At 57.4% G+C, this 25147-nt stretch carries 27 protein-coding genes; 11 read left to right on the top strand and 16 right to left on the bottom strand.

Annotated elements, in window-relative coordinates:
* The first annotated feature begins 26 nt into the window (after positions 1–26).
* Genes ACR0B3_RS01430 through ACR0B3_RS01415 form a run of 4 tightly spaced genes read left to right on the top strand, consistent with a single transcriptional unit; the run spans position 27 to position 3510 of the window.
* Complete coding sequence (locus ACR0B3_RS01430; protein ID WP_480807542.1) at positions 27–1235, top strand: formate dehydrogenase subunit gamma; 1209 nt, start codon at positions 27–29, stop codon at positions 1233–1235.
* The gene (locus ACR0B3_RS01425) at positions 1236–2498 is read left to right on the top strand and encodes a c-type cytochrome (protein ID WP_480807541.1); all 1263 of its coding nucleotides are present in this window, start codon (positions 1236–1238) and stop codon (positions 2496–2498) included.
* A gap of 13 nt (positions 2499–2511) precedes the next feature.
* Positions 2512–2637, top strand: coding sequence for a hypothetical protein (locus tag ACR0B3_RS01420; RefSeq protein ID WP_480807540.1), 126 nt, complete (start codon positions 2512–2514; stop codon positions 2635–2637).
* Positions 2638–3510, top strand: coding sequence for a substrate-binding domain-containing protein (locus tag ACR0B3_RS01415; protein WP_480807539.1), 873 nt, complete (start codon positions 2638–2640; stop codon positions 3508–3510).
* Between the two features lie 39 nt (positions 3511–3549).
* Here ACR0B3_RS01415 and ACR0B3_RS01410 read toward each other — a convergent pair whose 3' ends face one another.
* The 11 genes from ACR0B3_RS01410 to ACR0B3_RS01360 all read right to left on the bottom strand — a co-directional run bounded on the left by ACR0B3_RS01410 (position 3550) and on the right by ACR0B3_RS01360 (position 13312).
* Entirely contained in the window at positions 3550–4365 is an 816-nt protein-coding gene (locus ACR0B3_RS01410; RefSeq protein ID WP_480807538.1) for an ABC transporter substrate-binding protein, read from the bottom strand.
* A gap of 22 nt (positions 4366–4387) precedes the next feature.
* A complete protein-coding gene (locus tag ACR0B3_RS01405; RefSeq protein ID WP_480807537.1) occupies positions 4388–5122 on the bottom strand; it encodes an ATP-binding cassette domain-containing protein in 735 nt (244 codons plus the stop codon).
* A complete protein-coding gene (locus ACR0B3_RS01400; protein ID WP_480807536.1) occupies positions 5115–5828 on the bottom strand; it encodes an ABC transporter permease in 714 nt (237 codons plus the stop codon). Before ACR0B3_RS01400 ends, ACR0B3_RS01405 begins: the two co-directional genes overlap by 8 nt.
* Positions 5829–5984: 156 nt before the next feature.
* The gene (locus tag ACR0B3_RS01395; RefSeq protein ID WP_480807535.1) at positions 5985–6974 is read right to left on the bottom strand and encodes an ABC transporter substrate-binding protein; all 990 of its coding nucleotides are present in this window, start codon (positions 6972–6974) and stop codon (positions 5985–5987) included.
* A gap of 59 nt (positions 6975–7033) precedes the next feature.
* Complete coding sequence (locus tag ACR0B3_RS01390; protein ID WP_170682958.1) at positions 7034–7879, bottom strand: ABC transporter permease; 846 nt, start codon at positions 7877–7879, stop codon at positions 7034–7036.
* Positions 7876–8793: an ABC transporter permease gene (locus ACR0B3_RS01385; RefSeq protein ID WP_170682959.1), complete on the bottom strand. Its 918-nt coding sequence runs from the start codon at positions 8791–8793 to the stop codon at positions 7876–7878. Before ACR0B3_RS01385 ends, ACR0B3_RS01390 begins: the two co-directional genes overlap by 4 nt.
* Positions 8790–9221: a GNAT family N-acetyltransferase gene (locus ACR0B3_RS01380; RefSeq protein WP_480807534.1), complete on the bottom strand. Its 432-nt coding sequence runs from the start codon at positions 9219–9221 to the stop codon at positions 8790–8792. Before ACR0B3_RS01380 ends, ACR0B3_RS01385 begins: the two co-directional genes overlap by 4 nt.
* The gene (locus ACR0B3_RS01375; RefSeq protein WP_480807533.1) at positions 9221–10012 is read right to left on the bottom strand and encodes an ABC transporter ATP-binding protein; all 792 of its coding nucleotides are present in this window, start codon (positions 10010–10012) and stop codon (positions 9221–9223) included. Before ACR0B3_RS01375 ends, ACR0B3_RS01380 begins: the two co-directional genes overlap by 1 nt.
* Positions 10009–10503, bottom strand: a complete 495-nt coding sequence (locus ACR0B3_RS01370) for a DUF4760 domain-containing protein (protein ID WP_170682962.1) — start codon at positions 10501–10503, stop codon at positions 10009–10011. The genes ACR0B3_RS01375 and ACR0B3_RS01370 overlap by 4 nt, the downstream gene beginning before the upstream one ends.
* An 11-nt stretch (positions 10504–10514) precedes the next feature.
* Positions 10515–11969, bottom strand: a complete 1455-nt coding sequence (hydA, locus tag ACR0B3_RS01365) for a dihydropyrimidinase (RefSeq protein ID WP_480807532.1) — start codon at positions 11967–11969, stop codon at positions 10515–10517.
* A 92-nt stretch (positions 11970–12061) separates the two neighbouring features.
* Positions 12062–13312: a Zn-dependent hydrolase gene (locus tag ACR0B3_RS01360; RefSeq protein WP_480807531.1), complete on the bottom strand. Its 1251-nt coding sequence runs from the start codon at positions 13310–13312 to the stop codon at positions 12062–12064.
* Positions 13313–13483: 171 nt separating this feature from the next.
* Here ACR0B3_RS01360 and ACR0B3_RS01355 point away from each other — a divergent pair, with 171 nt between their 5' ends.
* Positions 13484–14092 carry a TetR family transcriptional regulator C-terminal domain-containing protein gene (locus ACR0B3_RS01355; RefSeq protein ID WP_480808010.1) on the top strand — a complete coding sequence of 203 codons (609 nt, stop codon included), beginning with the start codon at positions 13484–13486 and terminating at the stop codon, positions 14090–14092.
* Between the two features lie 34 nt (positions 14093–14126).
* Positions 14127–14351: an N-(5'-phosphoribosyl)anthranilate isomerase gene (locus tag ACR0B3_RS01350; RefSeq protein WP_170683475.1), complete on the top strand. Its 225-nt coding sequence runs from the start codon at positions 14127–14129 to the stop codon at positions 14349–14351.
* Between the two features lie 51 nt (positions 14352–14402).
* On the opposite strand, the gene preA is transcribed toward ACR0B3_RS01350, so the two are convergent.
* The 3 genes from preA to ACR0B3_RS01335 form a co-directional block, all read right to left on the bottom strand.
* Positions 14403–15707 carry an NAD-dependent dihydropyrimidine dehydrogenase subunit PreA gene (gene preA, locus ACR0B3_RS01345; RefSeq protein WP_480807530.1) on the bottom strand — a complete coding sequence of 435 codons (1305 nt, stop codon included), beginning with the start codon at positions 15705–15707 and terminating at the stop codon, positions 14403–14405.
* Between the two features lie 45 nt (positions 15708–15752).
* Positions 15753–17087, bottom strand: a complete 1335-nt coding sequence (locus ACR0B3_RS01340) for an NAD(P)-dependent oxidoreductase (protein WP_480807529.1) — start codon at positions 17085–17087, stop codon at positions 15753–15755.
* A 159-nt stretch (positions 17088–17246) separates the two neighbouring features.
* Positions 17247–17375 (bottom strand): hypothetical protein, encoded by a 129-nt coding sequence (locus ACR0B3_RS01335; RefSeq protein WP_480807528.1) that lies wholly within the window; start codon positions 17373–17375, stop codon positions 17247–17249.
* A 145-nt stretch (positions 17376–17520) separates the two neighbouring features.
* Between ACR0B3_RS01335 and ACR0B3_RS01330 the strand changes: the two genes are divergently transcribed.
* The 3 genes from ACR0B3_RS01330 to ACR0B3_RS01320 all read left to right on the top strand — a co-directional run bounded on the left by ACR0B3_RS01330 (position 17521) and on the right by ACR0B3_RS01320 (position 20595).
* Complete coding sequence (locus ACR0B3_RS01330) at positions 17521–18516, top strand: hypothetical protein (RefSeq protein ID WP_480807527.1); 996 nt, start codon at positions 17521–17523, stop codon at positions 18514–18516.
* A gap of 72 nt (positions 18517–18588) precedes the next feature.
* Positions 18589–19881 (top strand): O-acetylhomoserine aminocarboxypropyltransferase/cysteine synthase family protein, encoded by a 1293-nt coding sequence (locus ACR0B3_RS01325; RefSeq protein WP_480807526.1) that lies wholly within the window; start codon positions 18589–18591, stop codon positions 19879–19881.
* A gap of 3 nt (positions 19882–19884) precedes the next feature.
* Positions 19885–20595, top strand: coding sequence for a GNAT family N-acetyltransferase (locus ACR0B3_RS01320; protein ID WP_480807525.1), 711 nt, complete (start codon positions 19885–19887; stop codon positions 20593–20595).
* A gap of 1 nt (position 20596) precedes the next feature.
* Here ACR0B3_RS01320 and ACR0B3_RS01315 read toward each other — a convergent pair whose 3' ends face one another.
* Positions 20597–21292, bottom strand: coding sequence for an SIMPL domain-containing protein (locus ACR0B3_RS01315; protein WP_480807524.1), 696 nt, complete (start codon positions 21290–21292; stop codon positions 20597–20599).
* Positions 21293–21456: 164 nt separating this feature from the next.
* Between ACR0B3_RS01315 and ACR0B3_RS01310 the strand changes: the two genes are divergently transcribed.
* Positions 21457–23382 carry a hypothetical protein gene (locus tag ACR0B3_RS01310; RefSeq protein ID WP_480807523.1) on the top strand — a complete coding sequence of 642 codons (1926 nt, stop codon included), beginning with the start codon at positions 21457–21459 and terminating at the stop codon, positions 23380–23382.
* 56 nt (positions 23383–23438) lie between these two features.
* Here ACR0B3_RS01310 and hppD read toward each other — a convergent pair whose 3' ends face one another.
* Complete coding sequence (gene hppD / locus ACR0B3_RS01305) at positions 23439–24536, bottom strand: 4-hydroxyphenylpyruvate dioxygenase (RefSeq protein ID WP_480807522.1); 1098 nt, start codon at positions 24534–24536, stop codon at positions 23439–23441.
* A gap of 147 nt (positions 24537–24683) precedes the next feature.
* Here hppD and ACR0B3_RS01300 point away from each other — a divergent pair, with 147 nt between their 5' ends.
* Positions 24684–25139, top strand: coding sequence for an Lrp/AsnC family transcriptional regulator (locus ACR0B3_RS01300; protein WP_170405101.1), 456 nt, complete (start codon positions 24684–24686; stop codon positions 25137–25139).
* Positions 25140–25147: the final 8 nt, after the last annotated feature.

The raw sequence follows: 25147 nt of genomic DNA, 5'->3' as shown, positions 1-25147 counted from the left end.
GATCTGGGATTATGACCGAGGTTCAGATGCTCCGCTTACTCATCGCATTGCTGTTCACCATTGGGCTGGCTCAGACCACCGTTGCGCAAACCAACGAGGCCGAGGCCCCTGCAACCGAGAATGAGCGCACCACAACCGGAGGCGCAACCACGCTTGAGGACATTCTGGCCCGGCAGCGTGGCGAAAAGGTGGATAATGCCTATCGCTCGGAAAACACCGGGCAAGGCAATGTTGAAGGACTGCTAGGTCAGTTCGGTGCAAGCGGCGTGGCCTCGGACAGCGACGTCTATCGGGCATTACGCTTTGGCTCGGCTGACGTCAGCGTTTCCTCTCATGGACCGGCTGACAGTGTTTTGATTCAGGACGGCGGCATGTGGTGGCTGAATTTCCGGACCGGGCCATTGCGCGAATATGGAACCTTTATTCTACTCGGCATGATCGCCATCATCGCGCTATTCTTCCTGCTCCGTGGAAGAATTCGGATCGATGGAGAAAAGACCGGCCGCACCGTCTTGCGTTTCAACAGTTTCGAACGGTTCGGCCATTGGCTGTTCGCTGGTTCGTTCATCGTGCTGGCGATTTCTGGTCTGCTAACACTTTATGGACGCGACTTCCTAATCCCGATCTTTGGCAAAGAAGGCTTTGCAACCATCGCGCAGGGGTGCAAATGGCTGCACAATAACCTCGCATGGGCCTTTATGCTGGGGTTAATCATCGTCACCCTAAACTGGATCGCCCACAACATTCCTAACCGGACCGACCTGAAATGGTTGGCCGCCGGAGGGGGCCTGTTCACCAAAGGCAGCCACCCACCCGCCAAGAAGTTCAACGCGGGCCAGAAAGTGATCTTCTGGGCCTGTATCCTGCTCGGCGTCTCGATCAGCTTGTCAGGTCTGTCGCTGCTCTTCCCGTTTGAGCTGCCAATGTTCGCGAAGACCTTCGCAGTGGCCAACTCAACCGGCATCCCGCAAGCCTTGGGCCTTAACCTGCCCGTTCAGATGTCACCGCAGGAAGAGATGCAATATGCACAAGTCTGGCACGTAATGGTCGCCTATGTATTCATCGCCATCATCATTGCCCATATCTACCTTGGCTCGGTCGGCATGGAAGGTGCCTTCGACGCCATGGGCACCGGTGAAGTCGAAGAGCAGTGGGCACGCGAGCATCACTCGCTTTGGCTGGAAGAGGTGCAGGAAAAAGAGGCCAGCAAGGCGGCGGCCTCACCCGCAGAATAGATGCGCTGGCTGGTTCTTGCAGTTGCCCTGATCCCCCTACCCGCCTGGGCTGAGTTCTTTACGCTCAAAGGCCATGGCGGGCCGATCATGGGGATCGCCACCGCCCCGGATGGGCGCATTGCAACCGCCAGCTTCGACAATTCGGTCGGTCTGTGGACCGGACAGACACCGGAATGGCTGGAGGGTCATGAGGCCGCAGTGAACTCGGTCGCCTTCAACGGAACCGCAATCTATTCCGCCGGGGATGATTTCACATTACGCCGCTGGCCCGGAGGCGAAGTGGTCGGGCAGCACAAAGGCAAGATCGTCGGTATCGCGGCGTCGAAAACACATGTTGCGACTGCGAGTTGGGATGGCACCATCGGGATATGGCCGGTGGATGGATCAAATCCGACTATACTTGGCCCAACCGGCAGCGGGGTGAACGCCGTCGCTTTTGCTCCGGATGGCACTTCGCTTTATTCCGCCGGTGTAGATGGTTCACTCCGCATCTGGGATGTCGCCAGTGGTCAGGAAACAGATCGCCTGATCGAGCATGGTTTTGGCATCAATGAGCTGGTTCTGAACACTCAAGACGGATGGATCGCTTATGGGGCGGTTGACGGCGTAACACGCATTCTGTACCTGAGCACCAGCGAAGAACGTGACTTTACCCTTGATCGACGTCCCATCCTCGCCATGGCGCTGAGCCCAGATCGCAAGCTGTTGGCAGTTGGCGATGGTGAAGGCTACATCATGGTCATCGACACCGAACAGTGGCACATCGCACAGGATTTTCGCGCCACGCTGCGCGGTCCGGTCTGGGCACTGGCATTTTCTGCGGACGGGCAGAACATCCATGCAGGCGGCATTGATGAGGCGATGTACAGCTGGCCAGTCCAGTCCCTGCGCGATCAGGAACAGATGGCAGCAGCTGAGCCGAGTTTTCTGAAAGACCCCGACGAGATGGACAATGGCGAGCGGCAATTCGCTCGCAAATGCTCCATCTGCCACAGCCTGAGACCGGATAGTGAACGGCGTGCGGGCCCCACCTTGCACCAGATTTTCGGACGGCGGGCTGGAACCTTGCCCGGATATTTCTACTCGGACACGCTGCAAGACTCTGATATCATTTGGAACGAAGAGACCATTAATGCTCTTTTCGACGAAGGCCCCGACCACTACATTCCGGGGTCAAAGATGCCGATGCAGCGGATCACGCAAGCACAGGACCGGATCGATCTGATCACGTTTCTGCAGAGCGCCACCGCATCACAGGAATGAGCCGGAGGACCAAATGAAAGCCTTTCTGACTGCTGTCGCCGCAATGGTCGTGATTACAGTCGCCGCCCCGTATACGCTGGATCAGTTCGGATTCAGCGCCGAGGATAAGACTTCTGGTTCGGCTGTCCGCCTCGACTGAATGCCGCAATACCTTACCACCAGAGAACTGGCTGATCTGCTACGCATTGGTGAGCGGAAAGCATATGATCTGGCCTCATCGGGAGAGATCCCCTGTGTGCGCGCCATGGGCAAACTTCTGTTCCCAAAGGCCGAGATCATCGCCTGGCTGAACGCCTCACGCTCAGGCCCGCAAGTGGCCCAGCCGCCTCTGCCGCCGATCGTCGCCGGCAGCCACGATCCGCTGCTGGATTGGGCTTTGCGGGAAAGTGGCTCTGGATTGGCAACCTACTACGATGGCTCTTTCGACGGGTTGAACCGTCTTGCCGATCGCAGCGCGCAGGCGGCAGCCCTGCACATCCATGAGCCGGATGGCTTCAACATCCAATCCCTACGCGACACAATGGGTGAAGCGCCGGTGATCCTTTATCAGATTGCACTGCGTCAACGCGGCCTGCTTCTGGCACCCGGCGTGTCAAGCATCTCGGGCTTTCAGGACCTGAAAGGCAGGCGGATCATCCTGCGGCAAGACAGTGCCGCCAGTCAGCGGCTATTTGATGCGCAACTCAGCGCCCACAACCTGACACGCAGTGATCTGAACACCCTGCCCGTCTGCGCCCGCACCGAAGAAGAACTTGCCACTGCCCTGCGGGATGGCAAAGCCGAGGTTGGGTTCGGCCTTGGCGCACTAGCCCGACCGAATGGCCTGAGTTTCGTACCCACTCATCCCGAGCGGCTTGATCTCGCTATCTGGCGACGCGCAATTTTCGAACCGCCGATGCAGACCTTGACCCAGTTCCTGCAATCCCGGCGTTTTAAAGAACGCGCAGCCGAACTGGGTGGGTACGACCTGACGGATCTGGGCCAAATCCACCACAACGGTGCCAGCGGCTGATCCTTCATCTTTTTCCAAATACTCTCGCCGAAGGTGAACTTACTTGGCGTTTGGAAAAAACAACTGCTCACCATCCAGCGCGTAAGACGCAATCGCCGCCTGCCCATCAGGACCGGTCAGCCAGTCGATGAACCTCTGCCCGGCAGCGGCGCGGACGCCTGTGTGCTTTTCAGGGTTCACAAGGATTACACCATATTGGTTAAACAGGCGCGGATCGCCCTCGACCAAGACCTCCAGATTGCCCCGGTTTCCGAAGGATAGCCAGGTTGCCCTGTCGGTCAGAGCATACGCGTCCATGCCGCTGGCCACGTTCAGCGTTGCCCCCATCCCCGATCCGGTCTCGCGATACCAGGTCCCCGACGCCGCCGTCGGGTCAACGCCTGTCGCCCCCCAATAGCGCATCTCGGCTTTGTGGGTCCCGCTGTCATCCCCGCGCGAGGCGAAGGGCACCTTCGTTTCGGCCACAGCTGTCAAAGCTGTTGTAATGTCGTTGCCCCCGGCAATTCCGGCCGGATCAGATTTCGGGCCAACCAACACAAAATCATTGTACATGACATCGAACCGTTGGACGCCCCAACCGTCTGCTACAAACTGCTCTTCAGCGGGCTTGGAGTGAACCAGAAGAACATCGCCATCCCCGTTGATGGCGTTCCGGATCGCCTGACCGGTCCCGACGGCCACAACGCGTACATCGATACCGGTTTCGGCCTCAAACCCCGGCAGGATATAGTCCAGCAGACCCGAATTCTGCGTCGAGGTCGTTGATTGCACAACGATAAAGGGTTCTTCGGCCAAACCTGCGCCTGCGGTTAGCCCAAGCGCAACAATTGATGCCCGAACGAAATCAGGGATCATTCGAAGTCTCCATCTCTGTTCATCAGGTTACCAGACCGCCAGCCAGATACCGGCGCGACTCGTTGCTTTTGGGGGCTTCTAGCACCTGCTGTGCCCTTCCGTGTTCCACCACTCGCCCTGCCTGCATCATCACAATGTCGGATGCCAGACGTCGCGCTTGCCCGATGTCATGCGTCACCATCACGATGCGCACACCCCGGGCCGAGGCGCGCAGCACCATCCGTTCGATCATCTGCATGGCGCTTGGATCCAATGCGCTGGTGGGTTCGTCCAGGAACAAGGTCTTGGGATCTAAGGCCAACGCGCGCAGGATCGCCAACCTTTGCGCCTCGCCACCAGACAGCGAACGCGCGGACTGACGTGCCTTGCCATCCAGTCCACCTTCGGCCAGCAAAGCTTCGATACGTTGCTTGCGCAGGGTACGGCGCATCGATTTCCGCTTTAGCACAAAGTCCAGATTGGCCGCGACCGAGCGGCGCAGCAGCACAGGGCTTTGAAACACCATCGCCTGCCGCGCTTTATGGGCCGCATTCAGCACGACACCGTCCTGGCAGACACGCCCCCTGTCGGGTTGGATCAGCCCATGCAGACAGCGCAGCAACAGACTTTTGCCAGCGCCGTTTGGACCCAAGATCATGGTCGGACCCGGGCCATCCAGACACAATTGCGGAACATCAAGCAGCACCTTGCCTTCGCGTGCAATGTGCAATCCACGAACTTCCAATACACCCGGCGCCTCAGTCACGACATCACGCATGGCGCAACCCTTCCCGCTCGGCCCGCAGGGTCAGCGCACTAACCATCGCGTTCACCGCCACGGCCAAACCGATCAGGATCAAACCCAAGGCCAGCGCCAGCGCCAAATTCCCCTTCGAGGTTTCAAGCGCAATCGTGGTCGTCATCACACGCGTCACGTGATTGATATTGCCGCCGACAATGATCACCGCCCCAACCTCGGCGATCGCCCGTCCAAACCCAGCCAGTAGTGCGGTGACCAGCGCCAGCCGCGCGTCCCACAACAGCACCGGCACCGAAGCCAACCGCGAAACGCCGAGCGAGCGGAGCTGTTCGGAATACTCCTCGGCCAATATTTCGACCACCTGCCGGGTAAGCGCCGCCATGATCGGCGTCACCAGCACCACCTGTGCTATGATCATTGCCGTGGGGGTGTAGAGCAATTCCAGCACCCCCAAAGGGCCGGATCGGGACAACATCAGATAGACCAGCAATCCTACAACCACCGGAGGGAACCCCATCAAAGCATTCACCAGAATGATCAGCGCGCGACGGCCCGGAAACCGCGCGACGGCCAGAGCTGCACCGATCGGCATCCCGATGATCGCCGAAATCAGCACCGCGAAGATTGAAACGCGCAGCGATAGCAGCACAATAGCCCACAGCTCAGAATCCCCTTCAAGGATCAGCGAAAGCGCGTGACTGAATTCTGATGCAAAACCCTGCATTTCCTACCGTTGCTGCCCCAATTTCTAACGAAATGCGTTAAAATACAGGGAAACACTAAAGACTCTGTCTCACAAGTACAGACACAAATTCGGCATTCAAAACAAGAAACGCGGCCCCGAAGGGGCCGCGCTAGACTAAAGCAATTTAAGCAGCGCTTAGTTCAGCGCAGCATCCGTGATCTGGTGGGTCCAGGCCCCATCAGGCTTCTGGGTGATTACCGGATCAGAGCCGCCTGCCAGCAGCGTATCAACCGTGCGGTCGAAATCTGCCGGGTCCAGCGCGCCATTCGATCCTGCGGTCAGCTTGGCGATCTCACCCATCATGCGCTTTTGATGCTCTTCAGTCTGGGCACCGGTTTCATCGTTCTCAAGAACGATCTCAGCGGCTTCATCCGGATTTTCTTCGGCGTATTTCCAACCTTTCATCGAGGCACGAACAAACCGTTCCATCTTGTTGGTGAAGTCTGCATCGCTCAGATTTTCTTCAAGCACATACAGGCCATCCTCTAGCGTGGCGACACCCTGATCCTCGTATTTAAAAGTCACCAGCTCTTCGGGAGTGACGCCCGCGTCGATGACCTGCCAATATTCGTTGTAGGTCATGGTGCTGATGCAATCCGCCTGACGCTGCAGCAGCGGGTCGACGTTAAAGCCCTGCTTCAGCACCTCGACACCACTGTCGCTTTTACCATCGGTGCTGATGCCCAACTGGCTCATCCAGCTCATGAACGGGAATTCGTTGCCGAAGAACCAGACCCCCAAAGTGCGGTTTTTCAGGTCCTCGGGTGAAGCAATCCCCGCATCTTTCCAGCAGGTGAGCATCATGCCCGAGCTTTTGAAAGGCTGTGCAATGTTCACCAGCGGCAGCCCCTTTTCGCGCGCGGCCAACGCAGCAGGCATCCATTCGACGGTTACATCGGCACCGCCGCCAGCAATAACCTGTGTGGGTGCGATGTCAGGGCCGCCGGGCAGAATGGTAACATCCAGCCCCTCTTCTTCGTAGAACCCTTTGTCCTTGGCTACATAATAGCCCGCGAACTGAGCCTGCGTGACCCACTTCAATTGCAATGTGACCTCATCCGCCGACCAGGCCGTGGTCGCGGCCAGGCTAAAGGCGGCAACCGCCCCGCTGAGTAGCTTTTTCATCTTCAAGTCTCCTAGTTGCTATTGTTGTCCCGTTTTCGGGATCTGTTGAATTGTTGCCCTTATCCGCGTTGCGACGGATGCCAGAAGGTCACCGCCTTTTCGATCATCGCTACCAGGCCATAGAAAGCGGTCCCTGCCAGCGCGGCCACCACGATCTCGGCCCACACCATATCCAGCGACAGCTGCCCGACGCTGGTTGATATCCGAAAGCCCATGCCCAAAGTGGGTGAGCCAAAGAACTCGGCCACGATAGCGCCAATCAAAGCCAGAGTCGTAGAAATCTTAAGCCCGTTGAAAATGAACGGCATCGCGGCAGGCAGGCGCAGCTTCAGAAAGCTTTGCCAATAAGTGGCCGCATAAGTTTCCATCAGATCACGCTGCATTGCTGTGGCCTCGCGCAGCCCAGCGACGGTGTTCACCAACATTGGAAAGAACACCATCACAACGACCACAGCCGCTTTGGAGTGCCAGTCAAACCCGAACCACATCACCAGAATGGGGGCCGTGCCCACAATCGGCAGCGCCGCGACGAAATTGCCTACAGGCAATAGGCCAAGGCGCAGGAAATCCCACCGATCCACGGCAATCGCCATCAGGAAGGCCGCACCACAGCCGATCAAATAACCACTCAGCGCACCTTTGATGATCGTCTGCACGAAGTCGGCCCAAAGGATCGAAAGGCTGTCACCAAAGCGCACCGCAATCACCGACGGCGCGGGCAGAATGACCAGAGGCACGTCGAGCCCGCGCACCAAAAGCTCCCACATGCCGATGATGGTCAAACCAAAGATCAGCGGAGCCAGAAGGCGCACCATCTGGCTGTTTGCCTGCGGCCCACTGGCAAGGCGGGTGTTGAGCCACCAGCCGAACAGCCACAAAAGGATCGCACAAAAAACCAGGATCATTGCGCCATCCCCATTCGCTTGAGAACCGTCCGCTCCAGCAGCCCTAACAAGCCCACAAGACAGGCGGCGAGAATGGCTGCTCCGAATAGGGCAGACCAGATTTGAACTGTCTGGCCATAGTAGCTGCCCGCCAGCAACCGTGCGCCCAGCCCCGCAACCGCGCCGGTTGGCAGTTCACCCACAATCGCCCCGACCAGAGACGCCGCGATCCCGATTTTTAGCGACGTGAACAGGTAAGGCATCGACGCAGGCAGGCGAAGTTTCCAGAAACTCTGCGAGCGGCTGGCGTTGTAAGTGCGCAGCAGGTCCAACTGCATCGCATCCGGGCTGCGTAAGCCTTTGACCATGCCGACGACGACCGGGAAAAAGCTGAGATAGGCCGAGATGATCGCCTTGGGGATAAGCCCCTGCACTCCGATGGAATAGAGAACCACAATGATCATCGGCGCCAGCGCAATGATAGGGATGGTCTGGCTGACAATCGCCCAAGGCATCACTGACAGGTCCATCACCTTGCTATGCACGATCCCAACCGCCAGCAGAATGCCCAACCCCGTGCCAATCGCAAAGCCCAAGATCGTCGCGCTGAGCGTTATCCAACCGTGATAAACCAGCGAACGTTTCGAGGTGATCTTCTTGTTGACCGTGGAATCCCACAGCTCAAGCACTACGTCATGCGGAGCAGGAAGACGGGGGCGATCTTGCTCCCAAGTCTCTGGAATGGCGAAACTATTGTCCCAGACCAGAATGATATCGTATTCCAGCAAGCGCTCTTTCGCGGTCGGCGGGTCCACCTCCTCGCCCGCGCGCTCGGCTGCGTTCAACGCGCTGTCGATATTCATCGGGATGCAGGCAATATACCAGATCGCCACAATGGCTGCGATGACCCACATTACGGCTGTGAACTGCTTCATGCCCGCCACTCCATCCGGATGACCGGGACCGTATCGGGCGGTACCGGCGGCTCCGTCCCTGTCTCAACAAACCCCTCGCGCCGATAAAACCGCTGCGCGTCGACGTTGGGCACGTGGGTCGTTAACCAAAGGTAGTCGCGACCCTCTTTGGCCTTTTCCAGCAATGTCTTGCCCATGCCCTCGCCTGTCCGCAGGCAATAAAGCGCTCCGATTTTCTTTTCGACCGGATCAACCGACATGTAGCAATCCACTGGATCGCCCGACACCCAGATGTCACGTTTTGGAAATGCCTCGCGGATCAAATCCTCTAGCTGTTGCTGAGGCAGGTCTTCAGGCATCCACTCCGTCTCATCGAGCCACGTCCAAATGACCCGAGCGCAAGCGGCCACGTCATCCACCGTTGCCTTTCTGATGTCATTGCCCGCCATCAAACGTCTTCCCCATGACCCGCCCGCAGCCCTTCGCGCACGCGGTGGGCCACTTCGATGAACTCAGGCGTATCACGAATGTCCAAGGGCCGCTCTTTCGGCAGCGGGCTGTCGATCACATCCGTAATTCGACCGGGCCGCGGACTCATCACCACAATCTTGGTGCTTAGATACACCGCCTCGGGGATCGAGTGTGTAACAAAGCCGATGGTTTTTTCGGTTCGCGCCCACAATGCGAGCAACTGTTCATTCAGGTGATCCCGCACAATCTCATCCAGCGCGCCGAACGGCTCGTCCATCAACAGGATATCGGCATCAAACGCCAAGGCCCGCGCAATGCTCGCCCGTTGCTGCATCCCGCCCGATAACTGCCAAGGGAATTTAGCACCAAACCCTGCAAGATCAACAAGTTCCAGCACTTTGTTGACACGTTCATCCTGCTCGGCTGAGGAGTATCCCATGATCTCAAGCGGCAACTTGATGTTCTTTGCGATGGTGCGCCAGGGATACAGCCCCGCCGCCTGAAACACATAGCCATACGCCCGCTTGCGCCGCGCTTCGTCCGGAGTCATCCCATTCACGGTCAGAGTTCCACCTGTCGGCATCTCAAGCGCAGCGATACAACGCAAAAAGGTCGTCTTGCCGCAGCCCGAAGGGCCGATGAAACTGACGAACTCCCCTTTTTCAATGGATAGGTTTACGTCCTTGAGGGCATGAACTGGCCCATCATTTGTTTGGAAGGTGAGGTCCAAGTTGTTGGCCTCGATAACTGTATTGCCTGCTTCGTTCATGTCTCTTTGTCCGTTGCCTTCCAGCGGGTGACCATATGCTCGGTCGCTGCAAAAAGGTTTCCATTTTTTGCCCTCAGACGCTCGCCACTGACGAAATTCTCAAGCCTGTCCCAATCTCGATAGAGCGCTGTGCGCCAGTAGTCACGCAAGATATCCTCGTCAATCGCGCCATGCTTGATCATCCGCGCCAACAGCCCATAAATGCTGAGAATATAACGCGCTAACCCGCGTTCCTCACTTTCCAAGTCGCCATAGTCTTGCGTGTGCAAGCCAGCAAAGAAACGCTGTCTCGCCTCGCGAAACTGTGCAGCCTGCAGAGTTTCGTGAATCACATGGATCGACTCTCGCAAGAACCGGCGCTCATCCTTGTCCTGCCCACGCGCTTGCAATCGCATCTGACGCCATACAAACGCAGTTGTCACGATCACAGCCAGCGCGGCAAGGATCGCCGCCACATCCGCCGAGATATCCAGCCAGAATTCCAAACTCATTTCAGCCGCGATCAAACCCCTGAGGCCGGAATGCCGGTCCGCTCAACAGGCCGAGGCGCTGTCAGCTCTTTCCAGGTGCTCAGCGCTTTGTTCACATGGGTATTGGCCTCACGCGCCACGAACTTCCCGTGCCCTTCCTGCGTCTGAATTTCTCCATCATGGACAGCCACTGCACCACGCGTCAGCGTGAACCGAGGCAACCCGCGTACCTCCTTACCCTCGAAAACGTTGTAGTCGATCGACGACTGCTGTGTCTCAGCAGAAATGACTTTGGCCTTGTCCGGGTCCCAAACCACCAGATCCGCATCCGCACCCACCAGAACTGCACCCTTTTTCGGATAGCAATTCAATATCTTGGCGATATTTGTTGAAGTCACGGCCACAAACTCGTTCGGCGTCAGGCGCCCGGTATTCACCCCATGAGTCCACAGCATCGGCATCCGATCCTCCAGCCCGCCGGTCCCGTTCGGTATCTTTGTGAAATCCCCCACGCCATAGCGTTTCTGTTCGGTGGTGAAGGCGCAATGATCCGTTGCCACAACGCTTAGCGTCCCTGATTGCAAACCGTTCCACAGGCTGTCCTGGTGCTGTTTGTTCCGGAACGGTGGGCTCATGACCCGCCGCGCCGCATGTTCCCAATCGTGGTGGAAATATTCGCCTTCATCCAGGGTCAAATGCTGGATCAAAGGCTCTCCCCATACCCGCTTGCCCTGCATCTTGGCGCGCCGAATGGCCTCATGGGCCTCCTCACAGGATGTATGCACCACATAAAGTGGTACTCCCGCCATGTCGGCAATCATGATCGCGCGGTTCGTGGCCTCACCCTCAACCTGAGGCGGGCGGGAGTAGGCATGCGCCTCTGGCCCGGTATTGCCTTCGGCCAGCAGCTTGGCACTCAGCTCTGCCACCACATCACCGTTCTCGGCATGGACCATGGCGGTGCCACCCAGCTCGGCCAGACGCTTGAACGAAGCGAACAGTTCATCATCATTCACCATCAACGCGCCTTTATAGGCCATGAAATGCTTGAACGTATTGATGCCGCGCGTCTCGATAACGGTTTTGATGTCATCAAACACCTGCTCGCCCCACCAGGTCACCGCCATATGGAACGAATAATCACAGTTCGCACGCGTCGACTTGTTGTCCCACCGCTTCAGCGCATCCAACAGGCTTTCGCCGGGATTGGGCAGCGCAAAATCCACAACCATCGTGGTTCCACCCGCCAGCGCCGCCCGTGTTCCGCTTTCGAAATCATCGCTGGAGTACGTCCCCATGAACGGCATCTCCAGATGCGTATGGGGGTCGATCCCACCGGGCATCACATAGCAGCCCGTTGCATCCAATTCCTTGTCGCCACGCAGGTCAGGCCCAATCTCGGTTATCACCCCGCCTTCGACCCTTACATCCGCCTTATAGGTCAGATCAGCCGTCACAACGGTTCCGTTCTTGATCACAGTGCTCATCTTAAACTCCCTGATGCGGTCTGCGCCGCTTGCTTCGTCTGGCTATAAATATCACGGGGGTGTCGCCCGTCGGGCGACGGGGGCAGAGCCCCCTATTCAACAATCTCTGCTGTCTCAACGACCGCATGCAACAGAACATCCGCCCCGGCTGCAGCCCAATCCTTGCTGATCTCCTCAGCTTCATTATGGCTCAACCCATCAACGCATGGGCACATCACCATCGCTGTTGGCGCCACCCGGTTGATCCAACAGGCGTCATGCCCGGCCCCCGAGATGATGTCCGTATGCGAATAGCCCAAACGCTCGGCCGCACCGCGCACCGCCGCTACGCAACCTTCGTCGAACTTGACCGGATCAAACCCACCGACCTTCTCAAACTCGATCTGCAGCCCCATCTCTTCAACGATATCTTCGGCGGCGACCCGCAGACGGTTTTCCATGTCGGTGATCACATCCAACTCGGGTGAGCGGAAATCGACCGTGAACACCGTCTTTCCCGGGATAACATTTCTCGAGTTCGGGTAGACATCGATATGGCCCGCCGCGCCAACGGCATGAGGCGCATGCGACCACGCAATCTCATCCACTTTTTCAAGAATACGCGCCATTGCCAGCCCGGCATTCTTACGCATTGGCATCGGCGTAGATCCGGTATGCGCGTCCTTGCCGGTCACCGTGACCTGCGTCCAGCTCAACCCCTGACCGTGCGTAACAACACCGATATCCTTGCCTTCGGCTTCCAGAATCGGTCCCTGTTCAATGTGCAATTCGAAGAACGCGTGCATCTTGCGCTCGCCGACCTCTTCATCACCGCGCCATCCAATACGATTCAGCTCATCCCCAAACTTTTTACCTTCGGCATCTTCGCGATCATAAGCCCAATCTTGTGTGTGCATTCCGGCGAATACGCCCGAAGACAACATTGCGGGCGCATATCGCGTCCCTTCTTCGTTGGTCCAGTTAGTTGCGACAATCGGATGCTTGGTCTTGATGCCAAGATCATTCAGCGTCCGAATGATCTCTAATCCGCCAAGTACCCCCAATACGCCATCATACTTGCCACCGGTTGGCTGTGTATCCAGATGCGATCCGACGTACACAGGCAGTGCCTCGGGATCGGCCCCTTCACGATGCGCAAACATGTTGCCCATCTGATCCAATCCCATGGTGCAGCCCGCATCCTCACACCATTTCTGAAACAAGGTGCGCCCTTCAGCGTCTTCGTCAGTCAAGGTCTGGCGATTATTCCCGCCCGCAACACCTGGGCCGATCTTGGCCATCTCCATCAGGCTATCCCATAACCTATCGCCATTGATCCTTAGGTTCTGCGCCGGAGCTGCCATCTTGTTCTTCCCTGTTGCTTGCGATTTGGCTCGCTTTTGGTGTCTTGATTTGACCATCTGGTCAAACTCACGCTATCACGGGTTCGACATCAGTCAAGAAATTGCAGTGACCTGCCGGAATTTTCGACATAATTGACGCCCATCTGGCCGAAAAAGAGACATCAGGTGAATATGCCCAAAGACCGCGCCCCTACCCGGATTCAACAAAAGAACCGTGCAGCGATTCTGGAGGCGGCCCTGAACGTGTTCTCTGCTCATGGTTTTCGAGGCGCAACCGTTGACCAGATCGCTGCCGAGGCTGGACTAAGCAAGCCAAACCTGCTGTACTATTTCCCATCGAAAGAGGCGATCCACACAGCGCTTTTGTCCGGGTTGCTCGAAGTCTGGCTCGCCCCCTTGCATGCACTGAATGAAAACGGCGACCCTCTGGAAGAGATACTGGCCTACATCCAGCGCAAACTTGAAATGAGCCGCGACCTTCCCCGCGAAAGCCGACTATTTGCCAACGAGTTGGTCCAGGGCGCGCCCCGAATTCACGATGCGCTGTCCACTGACCTCAAAAAGCTGGTCGATGAAAAAGCAGCGATTCTGACCCGTTGGATGGACCAAGGCAAAATCGCAAACTTGCATCCACACCATCTGATCTTCTCGATCTGGGCGCTGACCCAGCACTACGCAGATTTCGACGTTCAGGTCAGGGCGATTCTCGCGGACGAAGACCCTTATGAAGGTGCCTCTCCGTTCATAGAAACGCTCTATCGGAAACTGCTCACACCTTAATGGACGATTAACCCTACTGAGAAAAGCTCGGGGCATGATGACGTATCGGCCAGATCCCGAGCCATGGATCACTCAGCTTTTCTCATCCCGGTCTGCGCGAACGGGTGCCGTCGTGCGCCGCTCGGCTGCTTGGGTTGAGCGCGAAGTTGGTCACGCAGCCTTTCAGGCCGAAGTGAAACGGCGCGGATATCACCTGATCCGCACCGCCAATCAATATGTCATCATCTGCCACAACGGCCCGATCGACATTCTGTTCTAAGAAAATTCGTCGAATTTTCTCCACCAAGATTTTTCGACGAAAAATCTCTGACTACTCTGCTGCTTTTGCCATCGGGTTGTTCGGATGCGTCGTCCAGTTGGCATAATCTGGATCAACGACTTTGCCCGTGCGTGGATCAACGTCTCCTGCATCCATTGGCACCATCGAGATGCAGCCTTCAACTGGGCAAACATCCACGCAAAGATTGCAGGCCACGCATTCTTCATCGATGACCTCAAACACGCGGTCTGCCGACATCGAAATTGCCTGATGGCTGGTATCTTCGCAAGCAGCGTAACAACGGCCGCACTTGATACACTGATCTTGGTCGATCTTAGCCTTGGCGATGTAATTGAGATTGAGGTACTGCCAGTCCGTTACATTTGGCACTGCGCGGCCAATAACCTCTTCGACACTGGCATAGCCTTTTTTGTCCATCCATTCCGACAAGCCAGCCGTCAGTTCGTCAATGATCTTGAATCCATAGGTCATCGCTGCAGTGCAGACCTGAACATTGCCACACCCCAACGAGATGAACTCCGCCGCATCGCGCCAAGTGGTAACGCCACCAATGCCTGAGATCGGCAACCCATGCGTGGCCTCAGCCCGCGCAATCTCCGACACCATCGACAGCGCGATTGGCTTCACCGCCGGACCGCAATAGCCACCATGGCTGCCTTTGCCATCAATCGAGGGTTCGGGGCTAAACGTGTCCAGATTAACACTGGTGATCGAGTTGATCGTGTTGATCAGCGACACCGCATCCGCACCGCCATTCTTAGCCGCCGCTGCCGGTTTGCGGATATCTGTGATGTTGGGGGTCAGTTTCACGATAACCGGGCGATCATAATATTGCTTGCACCACCGAGTCACCATTTCGATGTACTCCGGCACCTGCCCGACGGCCGACCCCATACCGCGCTCGCTCATCCCGTGCGGGCAGCCAAAATTCAGTTCGATTCCGTCCGCACCGGTTTCTGCCACGCGCGGAAGAATGGCTTTCCAAGCGGCCTCTTCGCAGGGCACCATAATTGATGCGATGAGAGCGCGATCGGGATAATCCGCTTTTACACGGGCCATTTCTTCAAGGTTCACCTCAAGCGGGCGGTCGGTAATCAGTTCGATGTTATTGAGCCCCAGCAAACGGCGATCCGCGCCATAGATCGCGCCATAGCGTGGGCCGTTCACATTCACGACCGGGGGGCCCTCGGCCCCCAAAGTTTTCCACACCACACCGCCCCAACCGGCCTCAAATGCGCGGCGGACGTTGTATTCCTTATCCGTTGGCGGAGCTGAGGCCAGCCAGAACGGATTCGGACTTGAAATTCCCAGAAAGTTAGTCGTTAAATCAGCCATTTATCCGGCCTCCCTGATGCAAATTTGCATCTTTGTCTTAGAGTTTCACGCGCTCAGATTGGTGTGGATATCCATCGCGGCATCGCGGCCTTCGGCGACTGCAGTCACGGTCAGGTCTTCGCCACCTGCTGCGCAATCTCCACCAGCCCACACACCGGTCATTGAGGTACGTCCCGCCCCGGTAACAGCGATCTTGTTACCATCCAGCGTCAGCCCTTCCGGTGCACCATCCAGCGTCTGGCCTATCGCCTTGAGAACCTGATCAGCTGGCACGCGAACCGTTTCACCCGTACCGGCCAATCGACCATCATGGCTGGCAGTATACTCTAATTCGATCTCAGCTGCGGCCCCATTTCCGTGAACTGCCACAGGTTGAACGTTGCATAAAATCCGAACACCGTGCGACGCCGCCAAATCCTGTTCGTACCGGCTGGCCCCCATCGCGTCGCGACCGCGGCGATAGGCAATGGTCACATGCTCGGCCCCCAGCAGCTTCGATTTCACTGCCGCGTCCACCGCTGTCATGCCGCCGCCGATCACAACGACATTCCGCCCTACCGGAAGATCAGCCAAATCGCTAGCCTGCCGCACATCCGAAATGAAATCGACCGCAGGGCGCACCCCGTCTTTCTCGACTCCTTCAGCGCGCAGGGCGTTCACCCCGGCCAGTCCGATCGACAGGAATACAGCATCGTAGTTCTCCTGAAGCCCATCCAACGAAATCGTCTCGCCCAAAACCGAACCGGTCTCGATTGCGATTCCACCGATTTTCAACAGCCAGTCGACCTCGGCCTGCGCAAAATCGTTGGTCGTTTTGTATGCCGCAATGCCGTATTCGTTCAGACCGCCAGGCTTGGGTTTGCCTTCGTGGATGACCACATCATGCCCCAGCATCGCAAGACGATGCGCGCAGGCCAAACCCGCAGGGCCCGCCCCGACCACAGCAATTGTCTTGCCTGTTGGAACAGCGCGTTCGAAAGGATGAACGCCCGACGCCATCACATCATCGGTTGCATAACGCTGCAAGCGCCCGATCTCGACCGGTTTGCCCTCAGCTGTCTCACGCACGCAAGCCTCTTCACACAGAGTCTCTGTGGGACAAACCCGGGCACACATGCCGCCCAGAATGTTCTGTTCCAGAATGGTCTGCCCTGCCGCAGCTGGCTGTCCGGCCTGTATCTGGCGAATGAACAACGGAATATCGATATCCGTCGGACAGGCCGTCACACATGGCGCGTCATAGCAGAAATAGCATCGATCAGCGGCCACGGCGGCCTCGTGCGGGGCCAGCGGCGGATGCAGATCGGTAAAATTCGAGGTCAGCTCATCGCTGGAAAGCCGCCCGGAGACGATCCCGGGTGCCATCTGGCCCTGTGCCATCACTCTACTCCCTGTAGATATGTTTGTTCTGAGTTACAGCTTGCCACAAAGAAATTTTTTATCAATTGGTAAAATTTGCCAAATGGTCAAAAAATGAAAAATCGCGTCGGATTAACCCGGATTTGCGCTTATTTGCCTATTTTGGTGGCACTCATGGCGTTAGACCACTCCACCAAAGCGACCCAGCACCTTACGCTCGACGCAGGCGACAAATGAAACAACCCACATGATCCGGTCAATTCGAACGGCGAACCATTGCGCAAATTCCTTGTTGATCGGCTTCTTCAAGCATTCTGCAATGAGGGAAATTGAGTTCAAAATCGGGCCCGGATTCCAAACCAAGGTCTTTTGGGGTTTTGACGCCCTACACAGCTTGTTGTACTTCCCATTGAGGCAAATGCCGAATTCCGGCCCGATTAGAAAGCGCGACAAGATGCAGGCAAGCCCGAAGACATTCAACATCCTCATCATCGGGCAAAACAACCGCTTGCAATATGAGGTGCTTTTGTTTGCGGCCTCGCTGCGGCATAGCTCTCCGGGTTTCAAGGGGCGGTTGTTCGTGGGTGTACCGCAGCCCGGCCCGCTCTGGCCGCAGAGCCCCAGCCTTCAGGACCCCGAGGTGCTTGAGGCATTGCAGCACTTAGGTGCCGAAATCCTGCCCTTTGAATCTCGTGTCTTTGGAGCGCGCTATCCCTACGGCAACAAGATCGAAGCGCTGCTGGCGATGCCCGAGGGCGAGCCGTTCATTTTCTTCGACAGCGATACGCTGATCACGGGCGAGCTTGCCGATGTGCCGTTTGATTTCAACCGACCCGGCGCATCTCTGCGGGTTGAAGGAACATGGCCAAAACCAACGCTCTACGGCCCCGGCTATGAAGGTATTTGGCGGTCGCTGTACAACCGGTTTGGTCTGGATTTCGAAAGTTCACTCGATCCCAGCCAGCCGTCTGGGTATTGGCGGCACTACCTGTATTTCAACGCCGGTTATTTCTTCTATAAATGCCCCCGCCAGTTCGGAGAGCGTTTTCTGGACTACGCCCGCGCTATTCAAGACAAAGACATCCCAGAATTGACCGGGCAGGTTCTGGACCCGTGGCTGGATCAGATCGCCTTGCCCCTGGTCATTCATTCCTTTGGCGGTGGTCGGGATGTTTTGCCCGAAGGTCTGCTGGATGGATCGATCAGCTGTCACTATCGCCTGTTTCCGTTGCTGTACGCCCGCGAAAGCGATCATGTGGTCGAGGTACTGGAAACCGTAGTCGCCCCCAACAAGATCAAGAAAGTGCTCAAAGGATACGATCCGCTGAAGAAGCTGGTCATCCAACGCAAGGGCGCCAAAATCCGGGCGCTGTTTGATCGCAATACCCTGCCGGCGCGGGAACAGGTCATTCGCAAAACCATCAAGTCCAAGGGGCTTTGGCTGCGCTGACGCAAGCGTTGTGCCGAGCCGGGCAATGCCCTAGAGATTCATCAACACACATTCCAACAGGAGTTATTAACGATGTCTGACGGCCCCACCTACGGTTTCGATACGCTGCAAATTCACGCCGGGGCCCGTCCCGACCCCGCCACGGGTGCGCGCCAGACACCGATCTATCAAACCACGGCCTATGTCTTCCGCGATGCCGAGCACGCCGCAGCGCTGTTCAACCTACAGGAAGTTGGCTTCATCTATTCGCGCCTGACCAACCCCACCGTTGCAGTGCTGCAAGAACGCGTGGCGACCCTTGAAGGCGGTGTTGGCGCGGTATGCTGCTCGTCCGGTCATGCGGCGCAGATCATGGCGCTGTTCCCGTTGATGGGGCCGGGCTGCAACGTCGTTGCTTCGACCCGCTTGTACGGCGGCACGGTCACGCAGTTCAGCCAGACCATCAAGCGCTTTGGCTGGTCGGCCAAGTTTGTCGATACCGATGATCTGGACGCCGTGAAGGATGCCATCGACGAAAACACCCGCGCGGTGTTCTGCGAATCCATTGCCAACCCTGGTGGCTATGTCACCGACATCCGCGCGTTGGCAGACGTTGCAGACGGTGCAGGCATTCCGCTGATCGTCGACAACACCTCGGCCACGCCCTACCTTTGCCGCCCGATCGAACATGGTGCGACGCTGGTGGTGCATTCGACCACCAAATACCTGACCGGAAACGGCACTGTTACCGGCGGCTGCATCGTGGATTCGGGCAAGTTCGACTGGTCTGCGAATGAAAAATTCCCTTCGCTCAGCGAACCCGAAGCCGCCTATCACGGGCTCAAATTCCACGAAACATTCGGCCCACTGGCCTTCACCTTCCACGGCATCGCTATTGGTCTGCGCGATTTGGGCATGACGATGAACCCGCAAGCTGCGCACTATACGTTGATGGGGATCGAAACACTGTCCTTGCGGATGGAGCGCCATGTCGAGAACGCCCAGAAGATCGCCGCGTGGCTAGAAGCGGATGACCGCGTTGACTACGTGACCTACGCGGGCCTGCCCTCGTCACCCTATCACGACCGGGTCAAGGCGCATTATCCCCGCGGTGCCGGTGCCCTGTTCACCTTTGCGATCAAGGGTGGCTATGACGCCTGCGTCAAACTGGTCAATGCTCTGGAAATCTTCAGCCACGTCGCCAACCTCGGCGATGCCAGGTCGCTTATCATTCACTCGGCCTCGACCACACACCGTCAGCTGACGCCCGAGCAACAAGAGGCTGCAGGCGCAGGCCCTGGCGTGGTGCGGGTTTCGATCGGCATCGAGGATGCGGACGATCTGATCGCTGATCTGGATCAGGCTTTGTCCAAAGCAAGTGCCTGACCCGTGACCAAGCACAACACAAATGAACTGGGTCAACCCATCGGCTTGCCGGTCACGGGCGAGTTTCCTCGCCCCACCCCGCCTTACACACCGATGGAGGGCCGGTTCTGCTCGGTTGTGCCACTGGATGTAAATCGGCATGCGCCCGGCTTGTACCGGGCGTTTGCCAACGATACGGACGGCCACAATTGGACTTATCTGCCCTACGGCCCGTTCGACTCTGAGGCGGATTTCACCACATGGGCGCAGTCAAACTGCATGGATGCGGACCCGATGTTCCATACAGTGCTCAACGCGGATGAGGTACCCGTGGGGATGGCCTCGTACCTTCGGGTCGAACCAGCAGCGGGTTCAATCGAGGTAGGCCATATCCACTTCTCTCCCCTGCTCCAGCGTAAACCGCAATCGACCGAAGTGATGTATCTGATGATGCGCCGGGTATTCGATGAGCTTGGTTATCGCCGCTATGAATGGAAATGCGACGCCCTGAATGCGCCTTCAAGGCGTGCGGCCGAACGCTTGGGATTCACGTTCGAAGGCGTCTTTCGGCAGGCGACCCATTACAAAGGACGCAATCGGGATACCGCCTGGTATTCGATTATCGACGGCGAATGGCCGCGCATCCGCGCCGCATTCGAGAACTGGCTCGCGCCGGGGAATTTCGATGCGGCAGGCCAACAGCGCCAAGCGCTGCAAGCCCGCGCTGAGGCTTAGCCTACTCGGCGATCTCGAACTCCATCGCGATATTGACCGACACGGAAATCTCTCCGCCCGCGACAGGTACGCCACCCGCATCCGACATCGCCATTTCGCGCATCTGAGCCATCGGACGAACGCCCCCACCGTGATCGTTGATTGAAATCACCGGCCCGAGCGTGACGCCAGAGGCCTGTGCCAGTTGTTGCGCCTTTTCCGTCGCATCGGCCACAGCTTTGGCTCGTGCCTCGGCTTCAAGCGGTTTGGGCTCTTGCACACCAAAGCTCAGACCCCCGAAATCATTCGCACCGTCCTGTATGACAGCATCCATGATCTGGCCCAGCTTGTCCAAATCTCGAACGCGCACCGACACGCGGTTCGAGGCTGTAAAGCCGGTGATCTTTGGTGCCTCGTTGCTGGCATTGTTCCGCCCCGACCAAACCGGCGAAAGCGACAAATCGCGGGTCTGCACATCACGTGATTCCAGCCCCATTTCGTCCAGGCGTTTGAGAATCTGCGTCACCGCATCCGATGTCGCCTGCATCGCAACCGAGGCCTGAGCGTCCTGATTGGTCACGCCCAGCGTGATTGTCGCCATATCAGGTGCGGCGAGCGCTGTTCCGGTGCCGCTGACAGTGATGCGACGTTCTTCCGCATGGGCGGGCATTGCCGCCACTGCTGCGGTCATCGCAGCCAAAAAAGCAAGTGTCTTCAAGGTGATCCCTCCTGAATGCTTACCCTAAAGATGGAGGTGTCTGGTTGCACACGGCAAGGGGGAAACGCGCCTTTTTCTTTCCCTCGGCGGGTTCCTGCTCTAATCTCGTTGGGCAGACATCCAAGCGTTTGCATTGAAGCTGACAATTATGGTTCATCGCGATTATGAAACCCGCCTTTGCGCTGTCATTTTCTGAAAACGGCATTTCCTTGCATCATCAGTCGGATGGAGACTGGTACTGCATTGGAACCGTACCGTTGGATGCGCCGGATTTTTCGGATCAGATACAGGCCCTTCGGGAACAGGGATTCGCGCTGGAAAACGACCTGAGCTGCAAGCTTGTGATTCCATCAGATCAGGTTCGCCTGTTGTCGGTCGAGACAGAAGCGCTGGATTCAAAGGCGGCTGAACAGAAGATCGAAGAGACGCTTGCTTCAGCCACACCCTATGAGCTGTCGGAACTCTCTTATGTAACCGACGCGCAAGGGGTCGAAACCCAAGTTGCTGCGGTGGCTCAGCAAACATTGGACGAGGCCAGTGCATTCGCCACCGATCACGGCTTTATCCCCGAGGCATTCTGGGTCAGTGCAACCGGTGTGGATACTCTGGACCAGCCGTTTCTTGAATTGCCGATCGCAGGTGTTGAACCACCTGTGGTCGCGGCTGCGCCAGCCATACCCGAAGATGTGCCGGACATACCGGTCCACGCCATCGCTGAGGATGACGAACCACCGTCCTTTGAGCCCGCAACCAACGCGATCCCTGCACCCGAAAAGGCCGGGATCGACCTGAAACGCTTTGCCATTCCAGCGATTGCCGCGTCGGTGTTATTCGGGATGGTTCTGGGTGTCTGGTCCTTCAACAGTTCTGAGACTGAAAGCGTCGACGTGGCTGAGACGGCAGAGCTTGACCCCGAGCTGCAACCCGAGCCCGAAATCACATCGAACGAAACCGAGGTACTGCCCGAAGAGACAGAACCCGAAGCGGACGCAGAAGAAATCGCAAGCCTACCCTCTGAACCAGAGGTGCCAGAGCCGGCGGTGGACGCAGAAGAGGCCCTCACCGCAACGGACGAAGCGATCCTCGAAGCACTGAAGATTGAACCGCAACCCGTTGAGAGCATTGCTGAACCGCCTGAAACCCAAACCGAGTTTCTCGAGTTCACAGGATCAGTCCCCGCTGAGCCTTCCGATCTGACCGCCCCGCCCGAGCAGAGCGATGAGGACTTGTATCTCACATCCATAGATCGCTCGGACCTATCGACCGATGTCGTCGCGCTTCCCGATTTTGCCAGCCTGGATACAGACGCACCCTTTGAACCGATCTCTCTTCCCAGCCAGGCGGGGCAACGGTTCGAGTTGGATGAGCGCGGGCTAGTAACCCCAAGCACCGAGGGAACGCTGAACCCTGCCGGGGTAGTGGTTTATCTCGGGCGCCCCTCGTCAGCCCCCCCTGAGCCACCGACCCGATTCGAGACTGAGCCGGTTGTGATCGAAGAGGTCGATGAGCGGCTCGCAGGTATCCGCCCTCGCCCACGTCCGGAAAATCTTGTGGACCAATTTGAACGTCGGCAGTTGGGGGGACGCTCCCGGCAGGAGCTGGCGTCGGTTAGGCCCAAACTGCGACCAGATTCGTTGCAAGTTCCGCCGCAAGTTGACGAAACGCCGACAGCGCTGGCCGTCGTGCGCGTGCCTCGCCCAAAAATTCGACCTGCTGGAATTGCTGCCCGCGCAACGCAAAGGGCGAGCGCGGCCAGTGCCTCACAAGCATCAACTGCGAATGTGGCGAGCAATGCTGACGAACCCGGTTCATTCCAGCCCAGAACGGTTAACCCCAAGATCCCGTCCTCAGCATCCGTTGCACGACAGGCAACCATCGACAATGCGATTAACCTGCGCAAGTTGAACCTGATCGGCGTTTACGGCACCCCGGCCAATCGCCGTGCCTTGGTGCGCCTTCCCAGCGGCCGTTACAAGAAGCTGAAAGTGGGCGACCGCATTGATGGCGGGAATGTTGTGGCCATCGGCGACAGCGAGCTGCGTTACCAGAAACGCGGAAAGAACATCACCCTCAAGATGCCGCGCGGATAAACGCAAAGCGCCCCGTTCAGTGAACAGAGCGCTTTGTTTTCAAAATAAGCCTCAGGTCAGGCAGCCGAGATTTCACCCGATTCAATCTGTTCACGCTCGATCGATTCAAACAGGGCTTTGAAGTTACCCTCGCCGAATCCGTCATCCCCCTTGCGCTGGATAAACTCGAAAAAGATCGGGCCGATCACGGTTTTAGAGAAGATCTGCAGCAGGATCTTGGTCTCACCTCCATCGATGACGCCCTCACCATCGATCAGGATGCCGTGCTTCATCATGCGATGTTTGGGCTCATCATGGCCGGTCACACGGTCGTATGACATCTCGTAATAGGTCTCATTCGGGCCGGGCATGAATTTCAGACCCTTCTCGGCAATCGCATCGGTCGAGCCATAGATATCATCGCTACCCACCGCGATATGCTGGATACCCTCGCCATTGTATTTCTTCAGGTAAGACACGATCTGCCCAGTTTCACCCCGGTCCTCATTGATCGGAATGCGGATGCGACCGCAAGGAGAAGTCAGCGCACGGCTGAAAAGGCCAGTGTGCTTACCCTGAATGTCAAAGAAGCGGATTTCGCGGAAGTTGAACAGATCGCCGTAAAACTTGAACCACTTGTCCATGTTGCCCTTGAACACGTTGTGGGTCAGGTGATCGAGGTAATAGAACCCATCGCCGCGCGGTTTCGACTGCTCCAGCCACTCAAACTCCTCGTTATAGGGCGAGGTGTCATAATACTGATCGATGAAATAGATCAGCGAGCCACCGATACCCTTGATCGCCGGGACATTCATGGTCTTGTCGGCCCCATCATAGGGCTCAGCCCCTTTGGCGATCGAGTGCTCATAGGCCTTCTGAGCGTCCACAACGCGCCAGCCCATCGCAGGGGCGCAGGGGCCATGATCAGCCACGAACTTGGCGGCGAAGCTGTCGGGGTCCGCGTTCAGGATGTAGGTGACATCGCCCTGCTGCCACAGCTCGACCATGGGGGTGTCGCGGTGATGGCCAACATACTCGAACCCCATCCGCGCAAACAGATCACGCAGCTCCTGCGGCTCGGGGTGTGCGAATTCAACGAACTCGAACCCATCGGTGCCGGCTGGGTTTTCTTCGCTGATGACAGATTTCGGGGCGTTATGCGGGAAAGGACCCATGGCGCGTCTCCTCGGAAAACAGGAATTTCTTTGCTGATTCAAAAATACGCCTTATTCCGCGCTGTTTCTGCGCATTGTTTTCGTATAAACTAAGCTTGGATGCGTAATTTACGCATAATAACAACGAATTTCGAGGAAACACCGCACGTGCTGGATCGGATTGATATCGGAATACTCGCAGCATTGCAGCGTGACGCGCATCTGACGTCGCAACAACTGGGCGACGTGCTGAACCTATCTGCCAGTCAGGCGGGCCGCCGCCGACAGCGGCTTGAGGCCGAGGGGTATATCACCGGATACACCGCCCGGCTGGACCCGCTGAGGCTGGGGTTGCAGGTTCAGGGGTTCATTCAGGTGCATCTGGGCACGCATGGCCCCGAACAATCCGCAGGCTTTGCCCGCATGGTGAACACCCGCCCCGAGATCACTAGTGCCTGGACGATGACGGGTGAGGCAGATTACCTGCTTCATGTCTATTGTGACGACTTATCCGCACTCAATACCTTGCTTCACGAAGTGATCCTGCCGCATCCTGCAGTTGCACGGGTGCAAAGCCAGATCGTGATGGACCAATTGAAACGCGACGCGCCGCTCCCGACCTGAGCGGATTT

The organism is Ruegeria sp. CE9 (genome assembly GCF_056537425.1).
This window is presented reverse-complemented; position numbering and strand designations above follow the sequence as displayed.

Bases quoted from the DNA above. Each gene is read 5' to 3' on its own strand.
- ACR0B3_RS01340 (WP_480807529.1), bottom strand. From the start codon at position 17,087: ATGGCACAGGGCCAGATGGCACCCGGGATCGTCTCCGGGCGGCTTTCC.
- ACR0B3_RS01430 (WP_480807542.1), top strand. From the start codon at position 27: ATGCTCCGCTTACTCATCGCATTGCTGTTCACCATTGGGCTGGCTCAG.
- ACR0B3_RS01355 (WP_480808010.1), top strand. From the start codon at position 13,484: ATGCCCAAAGACCGCGCCCCTACCCGGATTCAACAAAAGAACCGTGCA.
- ACR0B3_RS01385 (WP_170682959.1), bottom strand. From the start codon at position 8,793: ATGAAGCAGTTCACAGCCGTAATGTGGGTCATCGCAGCCATTGTGGCG.
- ACR0B3_RS01415 (WP_480807539.1), top strand. From the start codon at position 2,638: ATGCCGCAATACCTTACCACCAGAGAACTGGCTGATCTGCTACGCATT.
- ACR0B3_RS01390 (WP_170682958.1), bottom strand. From the start codon at position 7,879: ATGATCCTGGTTTTTTGTGCGATCCTTTTGTGGCTGTTCGGCTGGTGG.
- ACR0B3_RS01310 (WP_480807523.1), top strand. From the start codon at position 21,457: ATGAAACCCGCCTTTGCGCTGTCATTTTCTGAAAACGGCATTTCCTTG.
- ACR0B3_RS01370 (WP_170682962.1), bottom strand. From the start codon at position 10,503: ATGAGTTTGGAATTCTGGCTGGATATCTCGGCGGATGTGGCGGCGATC.
- ACR0B3_RS01375 (WP_480807533.1), bottom strand. From the start codon at position 10,012: ATGAACGAAGCAGGCAATACAGTTATCGAGGCCAACAACTTGGACCTC.
- ACR0B3_RS01420 (WP_480807540.1), top strand. From the start codon at position 2,512: ATGAAAGCCTTTCTGACTGCTGTCGCCGCAATGGTCGTGATTACAGTC.
- ACR0B3_RS01400 (WP_480807536.1), bottom strand. From the start codon at position 5,828: ATGCAGGGTTTTGCATCAGAATTCAGTCACGCGCTTTCGCTGATCCTT.
- ACR0B3_RS01410 (WP_480807538.1), bottom strand. From the start codon at position 4,365: ATGATCCCTGATTTCGTTCGGGCATCAATTGTTGCGCTTGGGCTAACC.
- ACR0B3_RS01425 (WP_480807541.1), top strand. From the start codon at position 1,236: ATGCGCTGGCTGGTTCTTGCAGTTGCCCTGATCCCCCTACCCGCCTGG.
- ACR0B3_RS01380 (WP_480807534.1), bottom strand. From the start codon at position 9,221: ATGGCGGGCAATGACATCAGAAAGGCAACGGTGGATGACGTGGCCGCT.
- ACR0B3_RS01325 (WP_480807526.1), top strand. From the start codon at position 18,589: ATGTCTGACGGCCCCACCTACGGTTTCGATACGCTGCAAATTCACGCC.
- ACR0B3_RS01350 (WP_170683475.1), top strand. From the start codon at position 14,127: ATGATGACGTATCGGCCAGATCCCGAGCCATGGATCACTCAGCTTTTC.
- ACR0B3_RS01360 (WP_480807531.1), bottom strand. From the start codon at position 13,312: ATGGCAGCTCCGGCGCAGAACCTAAGGATCAATGGCGATAGGTTATGG.
- ACR0B3_RS01395 (WP_480807535.1), bottom strand. From the start codon at position 6,974: ATGAAAAAGCTACTCAGCGGGGCGGTTGCCGCCTTTAGCCTGGCCGCG.
- ACR0B3_RS01330 (WP_480807527.1), top strand. From the start codon at position 17,521: ATGCAGGCAAGCCCGAAGACATTCAACATCCTCATCATCGGGCAAAAC.
- ACR0B3_RS01405 (WP_480807537.1), bottom strand. From the start codon at position 5,122: ATGCGTGATGTCGTGACTGAGGCGCCGGGTGTATTGGAAGTTCGTGGA.
- preA (WP_480807530.1), bottom strand. From the start codon at position 15,707: ATGGCTGATTTAACGACTAACTTTCTGGGAATTTCAAGTCCGAATCCG.
- hydA (WP_480807532.1), bottom strand. From the start codon at position 11,969: ATGAGCACTGTGATCAAGAACGGAACCGTTGTGACGGCTGATCTGACC.
- hppD (WP_480807522.1), bottom strand. From the start codon at position 24,536: ATGGGTCCTTTCCCGCATAACGCCCCGAAATCTGTCATCAGCGAAGAA.